Raw genomic sequence first — 18,755 nt, forward strand, 5'->3', positions numbered from 1 at the left:
GAATCCAGGATAATGGAATGGCATAAATTCCTGCAATTGGCCATCACCGGCTTGCTGGTGGCCAGTTTTCCCTTGTCCATCGTCTGGGCGCGCAAACAGGAGGCGCGCTATGTCAAATTGTGCGGCCTGCTGCTGTTTTTGACATTTGATTTGATTGTTTTCGGCGCCTACACCCGGCTCTCTGATTCCGGCCTGGGCTGTCCTGATTGGCCGGGCTGCTACGGTCACGCCAATCCGCTGCAGGCGCATGCCCAGATCAGCGCCGCCGAAGCCGCCATGCCGCATGGCCCGGTGACGGTGTTTAAAGCCTGGGTTGAAATGATTCACCGTTTTCTGGCGATGGGCATCGGCATCCTGATCACCACAATGTGCGTGCTGGCCTGGCAGCGCCGCAAGACGCAGCCGGTGGGGGCCATGGCGTATTGGCTGTTTGCCCTGGTTTGCGTGCAAGGCGCATTCGGCGCCTGGACCGTGACCATGAAATTGCAGCCGCTGATTGTCACCATCCATTTATTGCTGGGCATGCTGCTGCTGGCCATGATCGCCTGGCACTGGGCGCGCCTGCATCCCATGCCGCCAGCGCCGCAAGCCGGCGGCTTGCGCATGTGGGCGCGCCTCGCGCTGGTGATTGTGTTTTGCCAAATCGCCCTGGGCGGCTGGGTGTCGACCAATTACGCCACCCTGGCCTGTATGGAATTTCCGATGTGTCAGGGGCGTTGGCTGCCGGAAATGGATTGGGGCCATGGCTTCACCCTTTGGCGTGAACTGGGTAAAACCGGCGGCGGCGATTGGCTGCCGTTCGCCGCGCTGACTGCGATTCACTGGCTGCACCGCAATTTCGCCTGGCTGGTGCTGGCCGTCTGCGGCGTGCTGGCCTGGCGCGCGCGCGGCGCTCATCCGCGCGCGGCGCGCATGATCGGCGCCTTGCTGCTGGCCCAATTCTGCACCGGCTTGCTGACGATTTATTTTAAATTTCCGCTATTACTGGCGCTCTTGCATAATGCCGGCGCCGCCGCTCTCGTGCTTTGCCTGTCCATGCTAAACTCGCGCCTTGATCGCTGCCCTGACCGTCCATGAATTCCGAAGCCCCTCTTCCTCATCCCTTGGCCCAGTATTGGGTGCTGACCAAACCGCGCGTCACGCAGCTGGCGGTGTTTTGTGCTGTGATCGGCATGTTTTTGGCCACACCCGGTATGCCGCCGCTGGACAAAGTGCTGTTTGGCGCGCTTGGCATCTGGATGCTGGCGGGCGCCGCGTTTGCCGTGAATTGTTTGTTAGAGCGTGAAATTGATGCGCGCATGTTGCGCACCGCGCGCCGCGCCGTTGCTTCCGGCGAATTGAGCGCCGCGCGCACCCTGCAGTTTTCCATCGTACTGGGCGGGGCCGGCATGGCGCTGCTGTACTTTCTGGTGAATCCCTTCACTATGTGGCTGACCCTGGCCACCTTTGTCGGTTATGCCCTGATTTACACCCTGATCCTGAAACCGGCCACGCCGCAAAATATTGTGATTGGCGGCCTTTCCGGCGCCATGCCGCCTGCGCTGGGCTGGGCGGCGGTGGCGAATGCCGCGCCGGTTGAAGCCTGGCTTCTGGTCTTGATCATTTTTGTCTGGACGCCGCCGCATTTCTGGGCCTTGGCGCTGTACCGACGTGAAGATTATGAAAAATCCGGCCTGCCCATGTTGCCGGTCACGCACGGCATGCATTTCACCCAGTTTCATGTCTGGCTCTACACCATCGCTCTGACCGCCACCACGCTGCTGCCATATGCGATCAAGATGAGCCACCATATTTATCTGGTGTGCGCTTTGCTGCTGGACGCCGCCTTTATGTGGCAAGCCTGGAAGCTGTACCGCAATTATTCCGATGCGCAGGCGCGCAAGACCTTCCGCTTTTCGATTGTGTATCTGGCCTTGCTGTTCGCCGCGTTGCTGGTCGATCATTATTTTCCCCTGTAAGGAGTCGCTGATGTTGCTGCGTTTGCTTTTGTGCTGCTGTGTTTTTTTGCTGGCTGGCTGTGAGCAAAAAAAGACGTTCGCAAATGTTGATATCACCGGCGCCGAGTACGCGCAAAAACTCAATCTGACCGATCACCATGGCAAAAAACGCAGCCTGGCGGATTTCAAAGGCCGCGCCGTGCTGGTGTTTTTCGGCTATACCCAATGTCCGGATGTATGCCCGACCACCATGACGGAAATGGCCGCCATCATGAAAAAACTGGGGTCACGCGCAGAGCAATTACAAGTGATTTTTGTCACCCTCGATCCAGAGCGCGATACCCAGGCCCTGCTGGCGCAATACGTGCCGGCCTTTGATCAGCGCTTTCTGGGCATGTATGGCAGCTTGAAAGAAACCGAGGAAGCGGCGCGTGAATTTCATATCTTCTTCAAGAAAGTCATGCCGAAAGAGGGCGCTCACTACACCATCGACCATACCGCAGGCAGCTATCTGTTCGATAAAGATGGCCGGGTGCGTCTGTTTATCCGCTACAACCAGCCGCAGGAAAGCATTCTGAGAGATTTGGAACAGTTGCTCTGATAATCGCTTGCGGCGCCGCTGCTGCTGACTGCATATTGCCGCGCCGCAAATGCAGGCCGGCGCCGGCTTCGCGCAAGCCGGCGTCAGTGTCAGCTTGAATTGCGCCGCGCCGCATAAAAATAATATTTACTTGAAGCAATATCCCGCACATGCCATCATGCGCCATCTTTTCTGAGGAGAATATGGTCACATGGAAAACGCATATCAAGCCCCCGTCAGCAATATTGAACAGCAAAGCCAGGAGTATCAGACCCCGCGCATCTGGTCCTTGCGCGGGCGGATTGGCCGTTTGCGCTTTATTGCTTATTGCGGCTTAATGCCTCCCATCCTGGTCATGCTCGGCATACTGTTCGGCCTCATCATTCCGCTGCTGCCGCCAGCAGTGGCGCGTTCATTCAGAGACATGCCGCCGGCCTTTGTCGGCATTGCGCTGTTTGTGGTGGTTATGCTGTTTATCGCTTACTTTGCGGTACGCCGCTTGCGCGACATGAGTTACCCGATTTGGCTGTCGCTCTTGATGCTTGTGCCCTATATTGGCACGCTGCCTCTTCTTTTGCTCATCTTCAAAGCCGGTGACGAGGGAGAAAACCGGCATGGCTTGCCGCCCGCGCCGAACGGCATGGGAGTAATAATCGGCGCCATCCTCACCAGCTTGCTATTTATATCCGGCATGCTCAAGAATGCTTCGCGCTGAACGGTATCCAGTATCCCCTTCAATTCAGGATATAAACATGAGTAATTTCTACAAAAGCCCGCAAAGCCAGCTGGGTAAAACGGAGTACGCCAATCTCCAGATCGTGGCCCTGAGTGGGCGCATCGGGCGCTTGCGTTTTCTGGTGTACAGTTTTTTCCTCGGCCTGCTCGGGCTTGCGGCCGAACAAGTGCTGTCCAACCTCTTGCCTTTCGACTTGCTGTTGATGGATAGCGCGGTGGATTGGAGCGTGGGCGGCGTCACACTGATCGGCGCTTTGATTCTGACCATACGCCGTCTGCAGGATGTGGAACATCACCCCTTGTTATGCCTCATCATGTTCCTGCCAATCATCAACCTGCTGTTTTGGCTGTATTTATTGCTGGCGCCCGGCAGCGAGTTTGCCAACAGCTATGGCTTGCCGCCGCCGCCCAATCCGCCCGGCATGGGGTGGTTGGCGGCGCTGGCGATTTTGTGCACAGCAGGGGTGTTTTTACTGTTTTTTGGCAGTATCTTTGCGCTGCTGATGTTCTTTACCGCAGGCAGTTGGTAAGCCCTGCAGGCCGGCCGCGCGCATGCTGCCGGCCTGCTGGTTTCATTGTCCCATTGTGCGCATCAAGCCGACCATCATCACAATCGTCATGATGATTTGCAAGACGCTAAGTCCGATCAAGACCACGGCGCTGACAATCACCGGCGTGGTGTTCGGCTCAGGCGGTGCGCCATAGCGGTTATCGCCATCGGTGCCGGGGGCAAACAATAGGTAGAGCATAAAAAGGAGATTCACGAGCGGCAGCAGCATCAGCAAACAAAGCCAGCCTGTTTTATCCAGATCATGCAGACGGCGTATGCAAAATACGACATACATCCCGATAAATGGAATCGCCAACAACACCATCAACCAGCTCAGTGATTCCAGTTTGGCCGGATCGGCGCCGATGATCGCAAACAAAATACCCAGCGGGAATGCGAAGAGCAAGGTAAGCGCAACGGGATACACGTAATAACGCAAGCGCCCGATGCGCCCGCGCAAAGCGAAAATCTTTACTTTAGTGAACTTGTCAGTGTCATGCGCCACACTGCTGCCGGGGGCTTGATAGGGGTGTGTCATGCTTCTTCTCTCCTGAAAATGGGTGTTTTCTTAAGCGCTGAAAGTTATATGTTCTCATATTATATGGCCTCTGCGTGCAGATAAGCTGCAATTCGTCGCAAGACAACCTGATCCTGCCCGCCTGGCGTGTTTTTTCATCATACAGACGCAGCTGCAGCATTCAAGCGTGATATGCAAAGCGCGTTTGACCTGATACGCCATTTGCGCGCAGCATACAGCTTTGCCCGCCTGGAGCCGCAGCATGAGCACCTCTGCCGACACATCCCCAAGCCATGCGCGTCTGGCCGCCCCCGACCTCTTGCGCGGCCTGGTCATCATGCTGATGGCCTTGGATCATGTGCGCGATTTTTTTGTGCATCTGAATTTCAATCCCACCGACTTGAGCGCCACCAGCCCGGCCTGGTTTTTGACACGCTGGATCACCCATTTATGCGCGCCCGCATTTGTCCTGCTGGCTGGACTGGCGGCATGGTTGCGCATGCAGCGCGTGGGCGCAGCGGCGCAAAGCCGCTATCTGCTGCAGCGTGGCGCACTCTTGATCTTGCTCGAAGTGAGCTGGATCAACTTCAGCTGGCAATTTGAATTCGGCCTCATCGTGTTTCAGGTGATCTGGGCCTTGGGCGTGGCCATGCTGGCGCTGGGGCTGGCGCTGTGGCTGCCGCGCGCAGCCTTGATCGCCCTGGCCGCACTCTTGATTTTGCCGCACAACCTGCTCGACGCCTGGCATAGTGAGAGCGCGCCGCTGTGGCTAAAAATCTGGCATCAAAGCGGCGGCGCTAAAATCGCCGGTCTCAAATTGTATTTTCTCTATCCCCTGATGCCCTGGATAGGCTTGATGCTGGCCGGTTTTGCCATCGGCCCGCTGTGCCGGGCCGCACCCATGCAACGCAGCCGGCATTGGCTGCACATCGGCCTCATGCTGCTGCTTGCCTTTGTGCTTTTGCGCAGCGGCAATTGGTATGGCGACCCGCATCCCTGGCGCGTGCACAGCAATGGCGCGGTATACAGCCTGCTGTCATTTATCAATGTGCATAAATATCCGCCTTCATTGCAATACCTCTGCCTCTTCGTCGGCCTCGCCATGTTGCTGCTGGCGGCCTTGGAAAATATGCCGCCAGGGTGGTGGCGTGAAAGCCTGGCCCTGTTTGGCCGCCACCCATTGTTGTTTTACTGCCTGCATATCGCCGTTTTACATGCCGCCGGCATGCTCTGGATGGAATGGCGATATGGCCCTGTGGCATACTCAGCAGGGCAGGGCAGGCAGTTGCCGCCGGAGTATGCGCCCTCCCTTTTGCTGTGTTACAGCGTGTGGTTGCTGGCCTTGTTGCTATTTGCTTTGTTCTTGCGCACATGGGAAAACAGGCGGGATAAGCGGCGCGTGGCCTCAGCCTGATTTGCTGGATAGATTTCATTGTTTTTATGTAAAACATTGCAAATTGCGCCACAATACCTGTCAAATCTAACAGTTTTTGATATAAAATTGACGTAATTGCAATGTTTTTGTCGCGGCAAACTCTATACTTGCCGCAGCGCTGTCCTCACCACTGCCGGCGCTGTTTGCAAGTTCAGCGCCGCTTCGCGCAGCGATTTTCACCACAGCCAACCGACACCGCACCATGCCACCCGCCCTCATCGCACTGTATTCCCGCTTCATCGAGGTGGCCACGCCCGGCTTGAGTCTCTTGATTTTGAGTCTGGCCGCCTGGCTCAGTTTGCCGCTTTTATTGTGCTGGCGACATGCGCGCCGCCTGCTGCGCTTGCGTCTGGCCCCGCCCTTGCCTGAAATATTGACTGACGGCGCCGCGCTGTCGCCCGATTTGCGCGCCTGCCAATTAGCCTTGCGCAGCGCGGCGACGGAATTGCAAGAAGCCGGTTTTCAACGTCAGCAAAGTTGGCGCAGCCATGGCTTGGCGCAGCAAACCATGGAACTGCAAGAACTCTGGTGGAATCCGCAGATGCAAGTGCATGCCCTGCTCAGCTTGCACCCGGCGCCGCAATTCGGCCAATGTTATGAAATCGTGCTGCAGGATTGGAATGCGCAAGGGCGCAGCCTGCTGACCTGCTGGCGCGGCGCACCCGGTCTGAGCCGCCTGCGCCTGCCGCAACCGGGAATGGAAGTGCAATACTGCGCCGGCGTCACCCTGCAAGAGATGCTGAGCGCCCACCTGCGCCGCCTGCAGGAATTGGACTGGCGCTGCGTGCAAGCCGGCAGCGCATGTTGGCAGGCGCAACGCAATCTGGCTGAACAGCTCTTGCCCTTCGGCTTGCGCGCCGGCCAATTGCGCGTCTGCCGCGAGCGCGCCGGCGCACGCACCCTGTACCGGCTGCGCCTCTGGAGCGCGCTGCGGATTGCCGCGCAACATCTGCGCGCCGCCGCCTGGCGCCAATGGGCGCGCTGGCGCCGCCTGCCCTGGCGCGTCAGCGATGCCGCCATGCTGCAAGTGGCGCACAGCTGGCAATGGCAGCAAGCTTACGCCAGCGGCTGGCTGCGCGCGCAAAAACCGCGCGCAGTGGCTTACTGGGCCGCCTTGATTCCGGGCGCGCTGTGCTTGTGGCTGAGCTGGCGCGCGCAAAGTCTGGTGGCCGCCGGCGTGCTCTTGATCATGCTCGGCCTGCATCTGGCCTGGCTGGGTTTGCAAAGCCGGCTGGCGCAATGGCAGCTGCAGCGCGAGGCCGGCAGCCGCCTGCGCCATCCGCTGTTACTCCTGGCCGGTTTGCTGGCCGGCCCGGCCTTTGGCATTGGTCTGGCCTTGGGCTTGACGCTCGGCCTGGTGCAAGGCTGGCTGCAGCCGGATCAGGGCGGCGCCCTGTTTTGGCTGATTCTGTTCTCTCTGGTGCTGCACCTGGGCCAATTACTGCCTTTGCGCGTGTACAGCGGCGGACAAATGCTGGATTTGCTGCTGCCCTGGGCCTGGCCGCGCCTCTTGCTCTGCCTCGGCAGCGCGCTAACCTTGTTCACCCTGTCCTGCTGGCTGCCGCTGCCGCGCCGTCTGCTGGTGCTGGGCCTGGTCTTGCTCTTGCTCTGGCGTGTCCCCGGATTGTGGCGGCGGGCGAATGCGGTGCGCCTGTTGCGCGCCCATCCCGCGCCCGCCGGCGCGCACGGCTTCGCCCTCTGGCGCAGCCTGGCGCGGCAGCGCGTGCTGGGGGCGGGCGGCAAGTGGCTGCTGGCGCATCAATTGCCGGCGCTGGCCTTGCGTGTGCGGCCCGGTGTTTCATCGGCTTTATTTGGTTTGAGCTTGTATCTGCTGTTGGCCCTGTTGCCGGCGCTGACCATAGGCGGCTTGTTTTTGAGCAAACCGCAACAAAGCATTCAAGTCTGGAAACAGGGACAGCAAGTAGTGTGGGGACAGGCGGAAAATCCGGCCCCGGCCCCGCTCGACAGCGCCGCCGCGCGCCATGCGCGCCTGCAATAAGCGCAATCCATGCGGCGGCTTGCGGCAAACCGCGCGAGCCAGGATAATGCCAGCTCTTCCTCTTACCGAGTCACGCCCATGTCCAGCCGTTTCCCGTCCCGCGCGCGCATTCTGGCCGCGCTGTTTGGCGCCGCACTGAGCGCCGCCAGTCCGAGCGCCAGCGCGGATACTCTGCAAACCCAATCCGAATTAAGCGGCTTTGTGCGCACCGGGCGCTATGCCGAAGTGGGGGAATTATGCGAACGTTTTGCGCGCCGTTATCCGCAATGGGTGCGCTGTCTGCAATTCGGCGTCACCCCGGAAGGACGCAAAATGCATGCGCTGGCGGTTTCCACCGGCAGCCGTTTGACGCCGCAGGCGGCGCAAGCCGCGCGTATTCCGGTGGTGCTGGCGCAGGGCGCCATCCACGCCGGCGAAATTGATGGCAAAGACGCCGGCTTTTTATGGCTGCGTGAAATACTGGCCGACGGCAAGCGGCGCGCCGTGCTGGAAAATCAAATTCTGCTGTTTGTCCCGGTATTCAATCCCGATGGGCATGAGCGCTTTGGCCGCTGGAGCCGGCCAAACCAGCGCGGCCCGGAACAGATGGGCTGGCGCGTCACCGCGCAAAACATCAATCTCAACCGCGATTACGCCAAAGCCGAGAGCGCCGAAATGGCGGCCATGCTGCGCCTGGTGCGCGAATGGGATCCGCTGATCTATATCGATATGCATGTCACCAACGGCGCGCAATTCCAGCACGATATTTCAGTGCAGATCGAGCCGGTGCATGCCTCTGACGCCGGGTTGCAGGAAATCGGCCGCAGCATGCAAAACGGCGCCATGGAGCGCTTGCGCCAGCAAGGCAGCCTGCCGCTGCCGTTTTACATGGAATTTCAGGAAACCGACCAGCCGGCCTCCGGCTTTGCCGACAATCTGCCGCCGCCGCGCTTCTCACATGGCTATTTCCACCTGCGCAACCGCTTTGGCGTGCTGGTTGAGCTGCATTCCTGGAAAGAATATCCCTACCGCGTGAAAGTCATGCGCAATGCGCTGGACGCGATTTTGCAGCAAAGCGCGCAAGATGGCCGCAAATGGCTGCAAGAAGCCCGCGCGGCGGATGTGCGCGCCAGCCAATTGGGCGGCAAGCCGGTGGCCCTGACATACCGCACCAGCGAAGCCAGCCGCATGATTGACTTCCAGGGCTATGCCTACAGCCATAGCAAATCAGATATTTCAGGGGCGACCATGGTGCGCTACGACGAAACCCGGCCTCAGGTCTGGCGCGTGCCCCTGCGCGAGCAAATCGAAGTCCAGAACAGCATCGCCGCGCCGCGCGCCGGCTATTTGATCCCGCAAGCCTGGGCCGCCATCATCGCCCCCAAACTGGACTTGCACGGCATCCAATATCAGCGCGCTGCGCGCGCCGGCAGCGCCACCTTGCTTGCCTGGCGCGCCAGCGAATTCAGTTTCAGCAAAGACAGCAGCGAAGGCCGCCAGCGCCTCGAAGCCAAGGGCGAATGGCGCAGCGAAACCCAGAGCTGGCCGGCAGGCAGCTTGTATGTCCCGATCAACCAGCCCAAAGCGCGCCTGATCGTGGCCTTGCTGGAACCGGGCGCGCCGGACGCCTTCCTGGCCTGGGGGTATTTCAACATCGCTTTTGAGAAAAAAGAATATATGGAGAGCTATGTGGCGGAAGAAGTGGCGCAAAATATGCTGGCGGCAGATCCGGCCTTGCGCGCTGCGTTTGCGGAAAAGTTGCGCGATCCCCAATTTGCCGCCGATCCGCATGCGCGCCTGGCGTTTTTCGCCAGCCGCCATCCCTCATATGACGCGCGCTGGAAGCTGTATCCGGTGCTGCGCCTGGAACAGCCACTGGAGCAATAACATGGAACATCGCGAATTGCAGGAAATCTTGAATCAGCAACTGCCGGGGCGCTTGCTGCGGGTTGCGCAGGCGGGCGGATTTGTGACCCAGGACGTGGTTCCGGGGCGCATCACAGTGTGGCTGGACGAAACCGGGCGCGTTGCCAGCGTACGTGTCGATGGCGCAACACAGGCGCTGGAAGAAGCCGTCTAAAGGTGTCTCAAGTCACCCGCAGCACGCCAGCGCCCGTGTCGCACACGGACGCTGGCGCTCTCTGAAAAAAGCGTGTTACCGCCCTGTCAAGTGAAGCCGGTCACAAGCGAATGGGGTGGAGAGAAAAATATTTCAGCTGCGTTGCTTCCCGTCCTGGTATAGCGTGCAGGAATCCCCATTCTGAAGTTCTTCCGGCCATGTATGCACTGACGCAACAAATGCTTAACCGTGCTGTCTGGCAAGCTTGTGACAGCTTCCGCGCCTCGGTTGATTCATACGAGTACAAAAATTTTGTGCTCGGCATGCTGTTCTTGAAATTTATCGCCGACGTGATGCGCGATCACGACGAGGGACGCAGCCCGGATGTGCCGGAACTGTTCAATCTGCCGCTGGAAGCAAATTTTTACTGGCTGCTGGATAAAAGCCCGGAAAGCGGCAACCAACTGCGTCTGGATCGCGCCCTGCGCCTGCTGGAATTGGCCAACCGCGACAAACTCAATCGCGTATTTGATGAAATTCAATTCGATTCCGCGCATTTGGGCGCAGCGGCGCGGCGCGATGAATTGGCGCGCCAGCTGCTGCAAAAATTCTCCCGTCCCGAACTCGATTTACGCCCCAGCCGCATCGGCTCGCTGGATGTGATCGGCAACGCCTATGAATACCTGATTGCGCGTTTCGCCAGCGATAGCGGCAAAAAAGCCGGCGAATTCTATACCCCGGCGCAAGTCTCGGAATTAATGGCGATGTTAGTCGATGCGCAAGACGGCGAACGCATCTATGACCCGGCGTGCGGCTCCGGCTCATTGCTGCTGCACTGCCTGCGCCATGCGCGCAGCCGCAATGCGCGCAGCAAAATCAGCTTATGGGGACAGGAATCAAAATTCACCACCTGGCAGCTGGCCAAGATGAATATGTTTTTGCACGGCGAAAGCGGGGAGCGCATCATGTGGGCCGATTCCCTGCTTGAACCCAAATTCGTCGATCTGCAACAACAGCTGTATCAATTTGAAGTCGTGGTGGCGAATCCGCCGTTTTCCTTGCAGGAATGGGGCCATGCCAGCCTGCAGCAAGACCGCTGGAAGCGCTTTGCGCGCGGCATGCCGCCAGCCTCAAACGGCGACTACGCATTTCTATTGCATATGCTGGCCAGCCTTGATCCGCAACGCGGGCGGATGGCGGTGATTGTGCCGGGCGGGGTCTTATTCCGGCGCGGCGCGGAAGGCGAATTGCGGCGCAAGCTGCTGCAGGAAAATCTGATTGAAAGCGTGATCGCCCTGCCGCCGAATCTGTTTTACGGCACCGAACTGAGCGCCTCGATTTTATTCATGCGCAGCGGCAAGCGCACGCGCGATATTTTATTCATAGACGCCAGCCGCGAATGCGACGCCAGCCAGCGTAAAAACCGCCTGCGCGAAAGCGACTTGCAAGGCATCATGCAACAAGTGCGCAGCCGCAGCAGCACACCCGGTTACGCCAGCCTGGTCAGCCTGGAGCAAGTGCTGGCGCAAGATGGCGATTTGCGCGTCGCAGCCTGGGTCGAAGCGCCGCCCGGCGGCAGTGAAAACCCTGATCTGCAAGCCCTGCTGGCGCAACAGGAGGCGGTGCGGCGGCAAATCGCCGCCAGCGACGCCGAATTGCGCGCCGCGCTGCGCGCGCTGGGCGTCTTGCCGCCGCTGCACGCCGAAGACGGGGACGCGTCATGAGCGGCTGGCCGCTGCGCAGTCTGGCCCAATGCGTGCAGAGCCAGACCGGTCTGGTGGTGAATGCGCGCAAGCAGGGCGCGGCAAGCGCGCGTCTGCCATATTTGAGCACGCGCAATGTGCAACAAGATGGACTGGATTTATCCGATGTGGGCGAGATTGCGCTTGATGCGGCCAGTGCTGCACGCGCGCGTTTGCAAAGCGGCGACGTGCTCTTGCTCAAGGGCGGCAGCCCGCAGCATCTGGGCCGCAGCGCATTGTGGCGCGCGGAATTGGCCGAATGCCTGCATCAAAACCATCTGCTGGTCTTGCGTTGCGGCGACGGCATCTTGCCCGAATATTTACTGGCGCTGTTGCAAAGCGCGCCGGTGCGCGCCTATTTTCAGCGCCAGGCTTGCAGCAGCACGCGCCTGGCGCATTTGACGCTGGATGCGGTGCTGCAACTGCGCTTCATTCTGCCGCCGCTGGCGCAGCAACAAAACCGCTGCGCCGCGCTGCTGGAAGTCGAGCGCCAAATCAGCCTCAGCCAGGAAGCCATTCAGCGCAGCCGGGAATTGCAACAAGCATTGCGTCTGCGTCTCTTGCAGGCTGCGGCGCAGGACTGGCCGCTGCAGCCGCTGGGCCGGCTGTGCCGCTTTGGCGGCAATCTGGAGGCCCGCGAACGCTTATTTCTGCCGCCTTTCCGCTATATCGAAATCAGCGATTTGACGCAGGGCGGGATACGTCCCGATTTACCGCTGATCCAGGCGGATAAAGCGCCGGCGCGGGCGCGCCGCCGCCTGCAGGCTGGCGCAATTTTGCTCGGCATGGCGCGCCCGGAATTGCAGCGCTTTGCGCGCGTCGGCCCGGAGCATGCCGACTGTATCGCCAGCACTGCTTTCGCGGTGCTCTTGCCGCAAGCGGAATTGGATGGCGATTTTCTGTTTCACACGCTGTTCGCGCCCTATCTGGCGCAGCAAATGCAGCAAGCCGCACGCGGCGGCACGATTCCAGCCTTGAATCAGGATTGCATTGCCGCCCTGCAAATCGCGCTGCCGCCGCTGGCGCGGCAAGTGCAAATCGCGCGCGCCATGAACGCCCTGTTTGCGCGTTTGCAAGGCGAGTTGCGTGAGCTGGCTTGCCTGCAAGCCCTGCAGCAGCGCTTATTGCAGGATGTCTTGCCGCCCTTGCCGCCGCAAGATTACGCCGGCAAACCTTGATTGCCCTGTAAGCCGATAATGCGCGGCACATTCGGCTGTTGCACGCGCACCGTTTTCTGTTCCCGCAACCAGGGCGCCAGCACGTCCCAAATCATCGGCCCCTGCTGTCCCTGCACCCCGGCCCAGCTCGCCACCTTGTACTTGCGGCTGGCGTCCAGCGGCTTGCCGTGCAGACGCAAATCACTGATGCGGCTGCCCATTTTTTGCAGTGGCGCAATGCTGTAGGTCAAACCGCCGGTGCGCACCATATCGCCGCCTTGCTGGTAATACGGATCGGGATTGAACAGATTGTCAGCAACATCTTCCAAAATCCCTTTGATCTCCGCGCCGCTGAGCAGATTCACACTGACTTGCGAATACGTGGTCGCGGTCTGGCTCATTAAATCGCCATACGTGATGGGGCTGCCGGCCAGCAGGCTCGGGCCCCAGCGGAAACCGGGCGAAAATGCGATTTCCGCATCGCGCGCGGCCATCAAACCATCCAAAATCAATTGATCAAAGCCGCCATTGAAATTACCGCGCCGGTGCAATTCGCCTTCGGTGCGGGTCAGCACTTCGCCCAATTGCGCAGCATACGGCGCATGCAAGGTCTGGATTAACTGCGCCATTTCCCGGTCTGGCGGCAGCAAATTGGAAAACACCGGCAGCAAGCGCCAGGCGTGGCGCTTGATCTTGCCCTCGCGCACCTCAAAATCGAGCACGCCGACAAACTTGCCATGACTGCCGCTGTTGCACACCAGCGTTTGGCCATCGCGGTTGGCAACCGGAATCGCCAGCGGCACAGCATCGTGTGTATGTCCCCCCAGAATGGCGTCCAGGCCGCTCACGCGCGCAGCCAGTTTCAGATCCACATCCATGCCATTATGCGACAGCAACACCACCACCCGGGCGCCCTTGGCGCGCAGATCCAAAATCAGTTTTTGCAGATTTTCTTCTTCGATGCCAAAGCGCCAATCCGGCATCAAATGACGCGGATTGGCCACCGGCGTGTAGGGAAAGGCCTGGCCGATCACAGCGACCGGCACGCCATTGACTTCGCGCCACAAATGCGAAGCGAACACCGGGTCGCCGAAATCCTGGGTTTGCACATTCTGCGCAATGAAAGCAATGCGCTCGCGCAAACGGGTTTGGATCAATTCCTGCACACGCTTGGCGCCCAGCGTCATTTCCCAATGCGCGGTCATCGCATCCACCCCCAGCAAGAGGCAGGCTTGCGCCATATCTTCGCCCTGCGTCCACAGCGCTGGCCCCGAGCCTTGCCAGGTGTCGCCGCCATCCAGCAACAAGGCGTTGGGGCGCTGCGCGCGCAAACGCTTGATCAGGGTGGCCAGATGGGCAAACCCGCCCAGCTTGCCGTAACGCTGCGCATTTTCTTGAAAATCCAGATCAGCCAGGGCGTAGGCTGCGCGGCTGCGCGGCGCGATGCCGGCAGCCTGCAAGAGATGTTTGCCGGTCAGATGCGGCCAGCGGTTGGCGGCCTGGCCGACGCCAATGTTATAGCTGGCCTCGCGGTAATGCAGCGGCTGCAATTGCGCATGGCAATCGGTGAAATGCAGAAAATGCACATTCCCCACCCTTGGCAGATCATAGCTTTGCGCTTCGTCAGCGGCATGGCTCTGTCCCGGCAGCAGACCGGCGAGCGCGCCGGCGGTCAGGGATTGTAAGTACTCGCGCCGGCTGATCATTGATTCACCGGTGAGGCGGGATCGAGCAAGAGCGCCATCACATCGCGTATCTGCTCTTCAGTCAAAATACCTTGATGGCCGAAACGCGGCATCACCGAACAGGCGCGGTACGCTTGCGCATTGTAAATCTTGGCCCAGGTGTAGCGCAGCACCTCCTCACTGCCGCCGCGCAGCTTGCCGTACTGGCTTAAAGACGGCCCCAGATTGCCGAAAGAGATTTCTTTTTTATTGATTTGGTGACAGGCGTAGCAATTCCCGCCATTCACCCCGCCGGCGGCGTCCGAGCTTTGCATGCCGCGCCCGTTTTGCGCAATCGCCTCGCCTTTTTTCCAATCGCCCAGCCATTTGCCATCTGCCGGATAACGCACCGTGGCCAATTGCTGCGCTTCCAATTCTGCCGCCGCAGCCCCTTCCAGCGTGGCCCCGCTGCACTGTTTTTGCGCAGCGTCGCGCTGCAACAGGCGTTCGCGGCTGGCCGCGCCCTTGCTTTGAAAATCGCGCGCAATCAGGGCTTCGGCTTCGCTGGCGATTTGCGCGGCGGAAAATTCCGGGGCCAGACCGGCCCCGGCGCAGCCTGCACACAGCAGGGACAGCAAGATCATCTGGTATCGCATAGCGTCCCCTTCAACGTTTTAAGGCTGGCGCGGCAAATACCCCGCCATTTGCATTTTTCGCCAGGAACATGGTCAAGGCGGTGATCGTGTCTGAGCCGTATTCCACTTGCGCAAAGCGCTGCTGGCGCAAGCAATCGGATAAGCGGTGCTGCATGCTGCGCACCTCACCCTGCGAAACACGGTAAGCCGGCCAGCTGGTGTAAGCCGCCTGCGCTTGCGGGGTGCGCAAAATATTCGGCAAATCCTGCATACGGATGCGTTGCCCGTCGCTGGAGTGACAGGAGGCGCAAGAAAAGTCATGCGAACCGGCGCGATAGTGGAATAGATATTCGCCGATTTTGTAGGTTTTCTGTTCTTGCGGATGGGCGGTGGAAACCGCCATTTTCATCCCGCGCGACTGGCCGGCGATCCAGGCCGCCAGCGCTTCCATGACGGACGGTTTGCCGGGCGCGCCGAAATGCTGCGCGCGCGCCTGCGCAGCGCTCCAGCCCTGCAATGTGATGCGGCAATGCAGTAAGCGCTGCTCCAAATCCATCACCTTGCCGGTGTCGGCAAAATAGCGCGGCAGTTCGACATACGCGCCGGCGGTCACGCCCGCGCCTTTACCCAAATCGCAAGCCTGCAGGCTGGCTTGCTTCGGGCCGTCTTTCTTTTGCCAGATTTCCGCGCCGCGCATCTCCCATAATTCAGCAGGATTGCCTTCGGCCAATAATTCGCGGTATTGCGTTAAATCGTTTTGGGCTTGCGCCTGTCCCGCCAAAAAGAGCAGGGCGGCGCAAGACAGAATATGGATTTGCATGAGGAAACTCCGGCAGTGGGCGGGGTAAGCTGCATGGTAAGCGCAGCGCGGGGTGGCTGTCCATCCGCGCACGGATTTAGCGTTGCAGGTGTACACTGTAGCGCCGCTGGAGCAGCTATGAACGCCAATCAAGTCACCAAGAGATCCATTCCCGAACGTATTTTTCACGCCATTCTGTATGAAATTGTGGCGCTGCTGCTGTGCACGCCCCTGTTCGCCTGGCTGATGAATACCCCGCTGTTGCAAATGGGGGCCTTGAATCTGATGCTCTCGACCCTGGCAATGGCCTGGAATGTGCTGTTCAATGCCGCCTGGGACGCCATGTTGCGCCGCATGGCCTGGCAAAAAACGCCGCGTCTGCGCATTGCGCATGGCGTGGCGTTTGAATGCAGCTTAGGCTTGCTGGCGATTCCGCTGGCGGCCTGGTGGCTGGATATCAGCTGGTGGCAGGCCTTGGTGCTGGATGGCGGCCTGTTGCTGTTTTTCCTGCCATATACCGTCGCGTTTAACTGGACTTACGATCATGCCAGAGCGCGCTGGCAGGCGCGGGGATAGGCGTGAGGTGCAAGCCTGATGGGGGCGGCGCAGCCGCAAAACCGGTTTGCGCAGCGCTGCCGCCGCTCTGCTCTTGAGCCGGGGCGCGCAACTCGGCTTGGCGCTGTATCTGCGCAGTCTGTGGCCGGGCTTGCTTTATTGCAGCATCGGTTTCCATCTCCTGTCGCTATGCTTGCTGTATGCCGCCTGGCGTGCGCTCGCAACATGGCCGCCAGGCGGATGAGACCGCACATGGGAGTGGCGTATGACATCGGATTTCAACGGTAAAGTGGCGCTGATTGTGGGCGGCACATCCGGCATTGGTTTGGCTGCAGCGCAGCTGTTTCACGCCGCCGGCGCACAAGTCGTAATCAGCGGGCGCGATTTGGAAAAAGGCCGCCATGCCGCGCACAGCATCGGGCCGCGTGCGCGCTTTCTCGCCTGCGATGTGACGCAAGCCGATCAGATCGCAGCCATGTTTGCGCTGCTTGGCGCGGAATACGGGCGGCTCGACGCCGCAGTCAACAGCGCCGCCGGCCCCGCCACGCCGGGCCAATTGCACGATATACCCGAAACGGATGCGCGCGCCCTGCTGGATACCGATGTGTTGGCCCCGCTGCTGTGCATGCAGCATGAAATCGCACTCTTGCGCCGGCAGGGCGGCGGCACGATTGTGAACCTGTCTTCCGTGAATGGTTTATCAGGCTGTCCCCAGGCGGCGCTCTACAGCGCAGGGCGGCATGCGGTGCTGGGCTTGACGCGCTCGGCGGCGCTGGAATACATCGCTGAAAATATCCGCATCAATGCGGTGTGTCCTGGCGCGGTGGATACGCCCAGACGCAGCCAGCGTCTGGCGCACTTGGCGCCGGAACAACAGCAAGCCGCCATGGCCCGGACTGCGCAGGACATACCGATTCGCCGGCTGGCGCGCGCGGAAGAAATCGCCAACGCCATTTTCTGGCTCAGCTCGCCGCAATCATCCTACGTGGTGGGGCATGCGCTGGTGGTGGATGGCGGCCTGGCGGCGTGAGATCAAACCTGCTTGAATTGCGGCCAGACTTGCCATAAACCCAGCGCATGGGTGAGGCCATAAGCCAGGCAGATCAAAGAACTCCATATCTCAAAACTGCCGACTTGCTGCGGCACAAACAGCCAAGCGGGAAACAGCGCCAAGCCGCGCAGCAAATAAATCGCCGTAATCAGGCAGAGCGCGGCTTTGCACCATGGCAAGCGGCGGATCAATCCGGCCCCGGACAGGGCATACGCCGCCCACCCCGCCAGCACGCAGGCAATCCCGGCTGTGATCAGGGCCGGATACAGGCTGCCCGCCTCGGCCGCCGCCGCCATGCCTTCGCCAGCGCCGAAAAAGCGATACCAGGGGCCGCCGCCAACAATGATGCAGAGATGCAAAAACGCGGCAAACGCGCTCAACGCAGCCCCGCACAGCAGCGCTGAATTCGGTTTATTTCTCATAGCAGAGTCTGATTGTTGAAGATTGTAATAGCCTGCGCAAATTGTTAAAAATTGCCGCATGGAAATGATTTGCTCTTATCGTGTCATGGCAGCTGGCTGTCAGCATGGATATGCAAGTCTTTGGAGAGAATATGTATTTTAGCGCAGCACTGTTATTGATTGCCTTTATCTTATTCGCGGGTTATCGCGAATTGCGCAAGCAGCCCCATCCCATCAACGGCGTCAGCACCTGGCTGTTTGCGATTCCGCCTTTTCTCGGCTTGCTGCTCAAGGTCAGCACGAATGAGGATTTGCCGCTGATGGTGCGCGGACTGACGGTCGGCGCTTTATGCGTGCTGGCGCTGGTGGTTTGCTGTGTGCTGTATCAATTGGCGCGCGAGGCGCAAAACGAAGGCAATCCATCGTAAGAAATCAATGGGAAATCAATGGGGTCAAAATCAAAATCAATGGAAATCAATGGGGTCAGACTGGATTGATTTTGATGAGGACTTGCCAGGAAATTTACATACGCATCTATTTGTATGGTTGGTATATTGGTAGTGTTCTGATATCGAGTAAAGGTAGAAAGCCAAAAGAATTTCAAATCAATCGAGTCCGACCCCATTGATCCACATTAGCGCCATGCTTGCCAACAGCGCAATGCCGGCGCCGCTCCACACGAGGCGCTTGATCTTTTTCTCCCTGGCCAGGCACGTTGCGCAAATCCGCAGCGCGCGCGCCGCGCCGATTGGCTGGATATATTCAGCTTGCACAGGCAACAAAAATTTACTGCAGCGTATGCATTGCGATTGGCTATCGCGCTGTTGCGCGCGTTGATCGAGGCGGCGCTGCAACAAGAGCAAAGCGATCACCGCGCCGAACAGATAAATTTTCCAGGGTGATTGGCGGCTGAAGAAAAAATAGTCCAGCCCGGCCATGGCAGCCAGGAAACAGAGGGCG

20 protein-coding genes are annotated in these 18,755 nt (G+C 59.6%); 14 read left to right on the forward strand and 6 right to left on the reverse strand.

Annotated elements, in window-relative coordinates; translation table 11 throughout:
* Nucleotides 1-12: 12 nt before the first annotated feature.
* From V8J88_RS00450 to V8J88_RS00470, 5 genes are all read left to right on the forward strand, one after another.
* The gene (locus V8J88_RS00450; protein ID WP_338847171.1) at nt 13-1,077 is read left to right on the forward strand and encodes a COX15/CtaA family protein; all 1,065 of its coding nucleotides are present in this window, start codon (nt 13-15) and stop codon (nt 1,075-1,077) included.
* A complete protein-coding gene (cyoE, locus tag V8J88_RS00455; protein ID WP_338847172.1) occupies nt 1,074-1,958 on the forward strand; it encodes a heme o synthase in 885 nt (294 codons plus the stop codon). Before V8J88_RS00450 ends, cyoE begins: the two co-directional genes overlap by 4 nt.
* A 10-nt stretch (nt 1,959-1,968) precedes the next feature.
* Complete coding sequence (locus V8J88_RS00460; protein WP_338847173.1) at nt 1,969-2,538, forward strand: SCO family protein; 570 nt, start codon at nt 1,969-1,971, stop codon at nt 2,536-2,538.
* A gap of 190 nt (nt 2,539-2,728) precedes the next feature.
* Nucleotides 2,729-3,232, forward strand: a complete 504-nt coding sequence (locus tag V8J88_RS00465) for a DUF805 domain-containing protein (protein WP_338847174.1) — start codon at nt 2,729-2,731, stop codon at nt 3,230-3,232.
* A 37-nt stretch (nt 3,233-3,269) separates the two neighbouring features.
* Nucleotides 3,270-3,782: a DUF805 domain-containing protein gene (locus V8J88_RS00470; RefSeq protein ID WP_338847175.1), complete on the forward strand. Its 513-nt coding sequence runs from the start codon at nt 3,270-3,272 to the stop codon at nt 3,780-3,782.
* A 42-nt stretch (nt 3,783-3,824) separates the two neighbouring features.
* On the opposite strand, the gene V8J88_RS00475 is transcribed toward V8J88_RS00470, so the two are convergent.
* Nucleotides 3,825-4,340 (reverse strand): DUF805 domain-containing protein, encoded by a 516-nt coding sequence (locus V8J88_RS00475; RefSeq protein WP_338847176.1) that lies wholly within the window; start codon nt 4,338-4,340, stop codon nt 3,825-3,827.
* A gap of 241 nt (nt 4,341-4,581) precedes the next feature.
* Here V8J88_RS00475 and V8J88_RS00480 point away from each other — a divergent pair, with 241 nt between their 5' ends.
* The 6 genes from V8J88_RS00480 to V8J88_RS00505 all read left to right on the forward strand — a co-directional run bounded on the left by V8J88_RS00480 (nt 4,582) and on the right by V8J88_RS00505 (nt 12,711).
* On the forward strand, nt 4,582-5,733 hold the full coding sequence (locus V8J88_RS00480) for a heparan-alpha-glucosaminide N-acetyltransferase domain-containing protein (RefSeq protein WP_338847177.1): 1,152 nt from the start codon (nt 4,582-4,584) through the stop codon (nt 5,731-5,733).
* Nucleotides 5,734-5,956: 223 nt separating this feature from the next.
* Nucleotides 5,957-7,753, forward strand: coding sequence for a hypothetical protein (locus V8J88_RS00485; RefSeq protein WP_338847178.1), 1,797 nt, complete (start codon nt 5,957-5,959; stop codon nt 7,751-7,753).
* A 78-nt stretch (nt 7,754-7,831) separates the two neighbouring features.
* A complete protein-coding gene (locus tag V8J88_RS00490; protein ID WP_338847179.1) occupies nt 7,832-9,619 on the forward strand; it encodes a M14 family metallopeptidase in 1,788 nt (595 codons plus the stop codon).
* A 1-nt stretch (nt 9,620) separates the two neighbouring features.
* Nucleotides 9,621-9,812, forward strand: coding sequence for a hypothetical protein (locus V8J88_RS00495; RefSeq protein WP_338847180.1), 192 nt, complete (start codon nt 9,621-9,623; stop codon nt 9,810-9,812).
* 218 nt (nt 9,813-10,030) lie between these two features.
* The gene (locus V8J88_RS00500; RefSeq protein WP_338847181.1) at nt 10,031-11,515 is read left to right on the forward strand and encodes a class I SAM-dependent DNA methyltransferase; all 1,485 of its coding nucleotides are present in this window, start codon (nt 10,031-10,033) and stop codon (nt 11,513-11,515) included.
* A complete protein-coding gene (locus tag V8J88_RS00505) occupies nt 11,512-12,711 on the forward strand; it encodes a restriction endonuclease subunit S (protein ID WP_338847182.1) in 1,200 nt (399 codons plus the stop codon). The genes V8J88_RS00500 and V8J88_RS00505 overlap by 4 nt, the downstream gene beginning before the upstream one ends.
* Here the strand turns inward: V8J88_RS00505 and soxB are convergent.
* From soxB to soxA, 3 genes are read right to left on the reverse strand one after another with little or no spacing between them, the layout of a single operon-like run.
* Nucleotides 12,693-14,393 carry a thiosulfohydrolase SoxB gene (soxB, locus tag V8J88_RS00510; protein WP_338849974.1) on the reverse strand — a complete coding sequence of 567 codons (1,701 nt, stop codon included), beginning with the start codon at nt 14,391-14,393 and terminating at the stop codon, nt 12,693-12,695. The genes V8J88_RS00505 and soxB overlap by 19 nt on opposite strands.
* Nucleotides 14,393-15,010 (reverse strand): sulfur oxidation c-type cytochrome SoxX, encoded by a 618-nt coding sequence (gene soxX, locus V8J88_RS00515; protein WP_338847183.1) that lies wholly within the window; start codon nt 15,008-15,010, stop codon nt 14,393-14,395. Before soxX ends, soxB begins: the two co-directional genes overlap by 1 nt.
* Before the next feature lie 10 nt (nt 15,011-15,020).
* Nucleotides 15,021-15,809, reverse strand: a complete 789-nt coding sequence (soxA, locus tag V8J88_RS00520) for a sulfur oxidation c-type cytochrome SoxA (RefSeq protein ID WP_338847184.1) — start codon at nt 15,807-15,809, stop codon at nt 15,021-15,023.
* 117 nt (nt 15,810-15,926) lie between these two features.
* Between soxA and V8J88_RS00525 the strand changes: the two genes are divergently transcribed.
* Together V8J88_RS00525 and V8J88_RS00530 are read left to right on the forward strand one after the other, a co-directional pair.
* A complete protein-coding gene (locus V8J88_RS00525) occupies nt 15,927-16,364 on the forward strand; it encodes a multidrug/biocide efflux PACE transporter (protein ID WP_338847185.1) in 438 nt (145 codons plus the stop codon).
* Between the two features lie 244 nt (nt 16,365-16,608).
* A complete protein-coding gene (locus V8J88_RS00530) occupies nt 16,609-17,373 on the forward strand; it encodes an SDR family oxidoreductase (protein WP_338847186.1) in 765 nt (254 codons plus the stop codon).
* A 2-nt stretch (nt 17,374-17,375) separates the two neighbouring features.
* Here V8J88_RS00530 and V8J88_RS00535 read toward each other — a convergent pair whose 3' ends face one another.
* Nucleotides 17,376-17,816 carry a hypothetical protein gene (locus V8J88_RS00535; protein ID WP_338847187.1) on the reverse strand — a complete coding sequence of 147 codons (441 nt, stop codon included), beginning with the start codon at nt 17,814-17,816 and terminating at the stop codon, nt 17,376-17,378.
* A gap of 131 nt (nt 17,817-17,947) precedes the next feature.
* Between V8J88_RS00535 and V8J88_RS00540 the strand changes: the two genes are divergently transcribed.
* Nucleotides 17,948-18,223, forward strand: a complete 276-nt coding sequence (locus V8J88_RS00540; protein WP_338847189.1) for a hypothetical protein — start codon at nt 17,948-17,950, stop codon at nt 18,221-18,223.
* A gap of 177 nt (nt 18,224-18,400) precedes the next feature.
* Here V8J88_RS00540 and V8J88_RS00545 read toward each other — a convergent pair whose 3' ends face one another.
* Nucleotides 18,401-18,733: a hypothetical protein gene (locus tag V8J88_RS00545; RefSeq protein ID WP_338847190.1), complete on the reverse strand. Its 333-nt coding sequence runs from the start codon at nt 18,731-18,733 to the stop codon at nt 18,401-18,403.
* Nucleotides 18,734-18,755: the final 22 nt, after the last annotated feature.

Origin of the sequence: Massilia sp. W12 (genome assembly GCF_037300705.1) — a bacterium.
GTDB lineage: Bacteria > Pseudomonadota > Gammaproteobacteria > Burkholderiales > Burkholderiaceae_D > JACPVY01.

What these genes read in the sequence shown, in the direction of transcription:
- V8J88_RS00540 (WP_338847189.1), top strand. Translation starts at nt 17,948, where the DNA reads ATGTATTTTAGCGCAGCACTGTTATTGATTGCCTTTATCTTATTCGCG.
- soxA (WP_338847184.1), bottom strand. Translation starts at nt 15,809, where the DNA reads ATGCAAATCCATATTCTGTCTTGCGCCGCCCTGCTCTTTTTGGCGGGA.
- V8J88_RS00490 (WP_338847179.1), top strand. Translation starts at nt 7,832, where the DNA reads ATGTCCAGCCGTTTCCCGTCCCGCGCGCGCATTCTGGCCGCGCTGTTT.
- V8J88_RS00495 (WP_338847180.1), top strand. Translation starts at nt 9,621, where the DNA reads ATGGAACATCGCGAATTGCAGGAAATCTTGAATCAGCAACTGCCGGGG.
- V8J88_RS00525 (WP_338847185.1), top strand. Translation starts at nt 15,927, where the DNA reads ATGAACGCCAATCAAGTCACCAAGAGATCCATTCCCGAACGTATTTTT.
- V8J88_RS00465 (WP_338847174.1), top strand. Translation starts at nt 2,729, where the DNA reads ATGGAAAACGCATATCAAGCCCCCGTCAGCAATATTGAACAGCAAAGC.
- cyoE (WP_338847172.1), top strand. Translation starts at nt 1,074, where the DNA reads ATGAATTCCGAAGCCCCTCTTCCTCATCCCTTGGCCCAGTATTGGGTG.
- V8J88_RS00480 (WP_338847177.1), top strand. Translation starts at nt 4,582, where the DNA reads ATGAGCACCTCTGCCGACACATCCCCAAGCCATGCGCGTCTGGCCGCC.
- V8J88_RS00500 (WP_338847181.1), top strand. Translation starts at nt 10,031, where the DNA reads ATGCTTAACCGTGCTGTCTGGCAAGCTTGTGACAGCTTCCGCGCCTCG.
- V8J88_RS00505 (WP_338847182.1), top strand. Translation starts at nt 11,512, where the DNA reads ATGAGCGGCTGGCCGCTGCGCAGTCTGGCCCAATGCGTGCAGAGCCAG.
- V8J88_RS00535 (WP_338847187.1), bottom strand. Translation starts at nt 17,816, where the DNA reads ATGAGAAATAAACCGAATTCAGCGCTGCTGTGCGGGGCTGCGTTGAGC.
- V8J88_RS00470 (WP_338847175.1), top strand. Translation starts at nt 3,270, where the DNA reads ATGAGTAATTTCTACAAAAGCCCGCAAAGCCAGCTGGGTAAAACGGAG.
- V8J88_RS00485 (WP_338847178.1), top strand. Translation starts at nt 5,957, where the DNA reads ATGCCACCCGCCCTCATCGCACTGTATTCCCGCTTCATCGAGGTGGCC.
- V8J88_RS00545 (WP_338847190.1), bottom strand. Translation starts at nt 18,733, where the DNA reads ATGGCCGGGCTGGACTATTTTTTCTTCAGCCGCCAATCACCCTGGAAA.
- V8J88_RS00530 (WP_338847186.1), top strand. Translation starts at nt 16,609, where the DNA reads ATGACATCGGATTTCAACGGTAAAGTGGCGCTGATTGTGGGCGGCACA.
- soxX (WP_338847183.1), bottom strand. Translation starts at nt 15,010, where the DNA reads ATGCGATACCAGATGATCTTGCTGTCCCTGCTGTGTGCAGGCTGCGCC.
- V8J88_RS00475 (WP_338847176.1), bottom strand. Translation starts at nt 4,340, where the DNA reads ATGACACACCCCTATCAAGCCCCCGGCAGCAGTGTGGCGCATGACACT.
- V8J88_RS00460 (WP_338847173.1), top strand. Translation starts at nt 1,969, where the DNA reads ATGTTGCTGCGTTTGCTTTTGTGCTGCTGTGTTTTTTTGCTGGCTGGC.
- V8J88_RS00450 (WP_338847171.1), top strand. Translation starts at nt 13, where the DNA reads ATGGAATGGCATAAATTCCTGCAATTGGCCATCACCGGCTTGCTGGTG.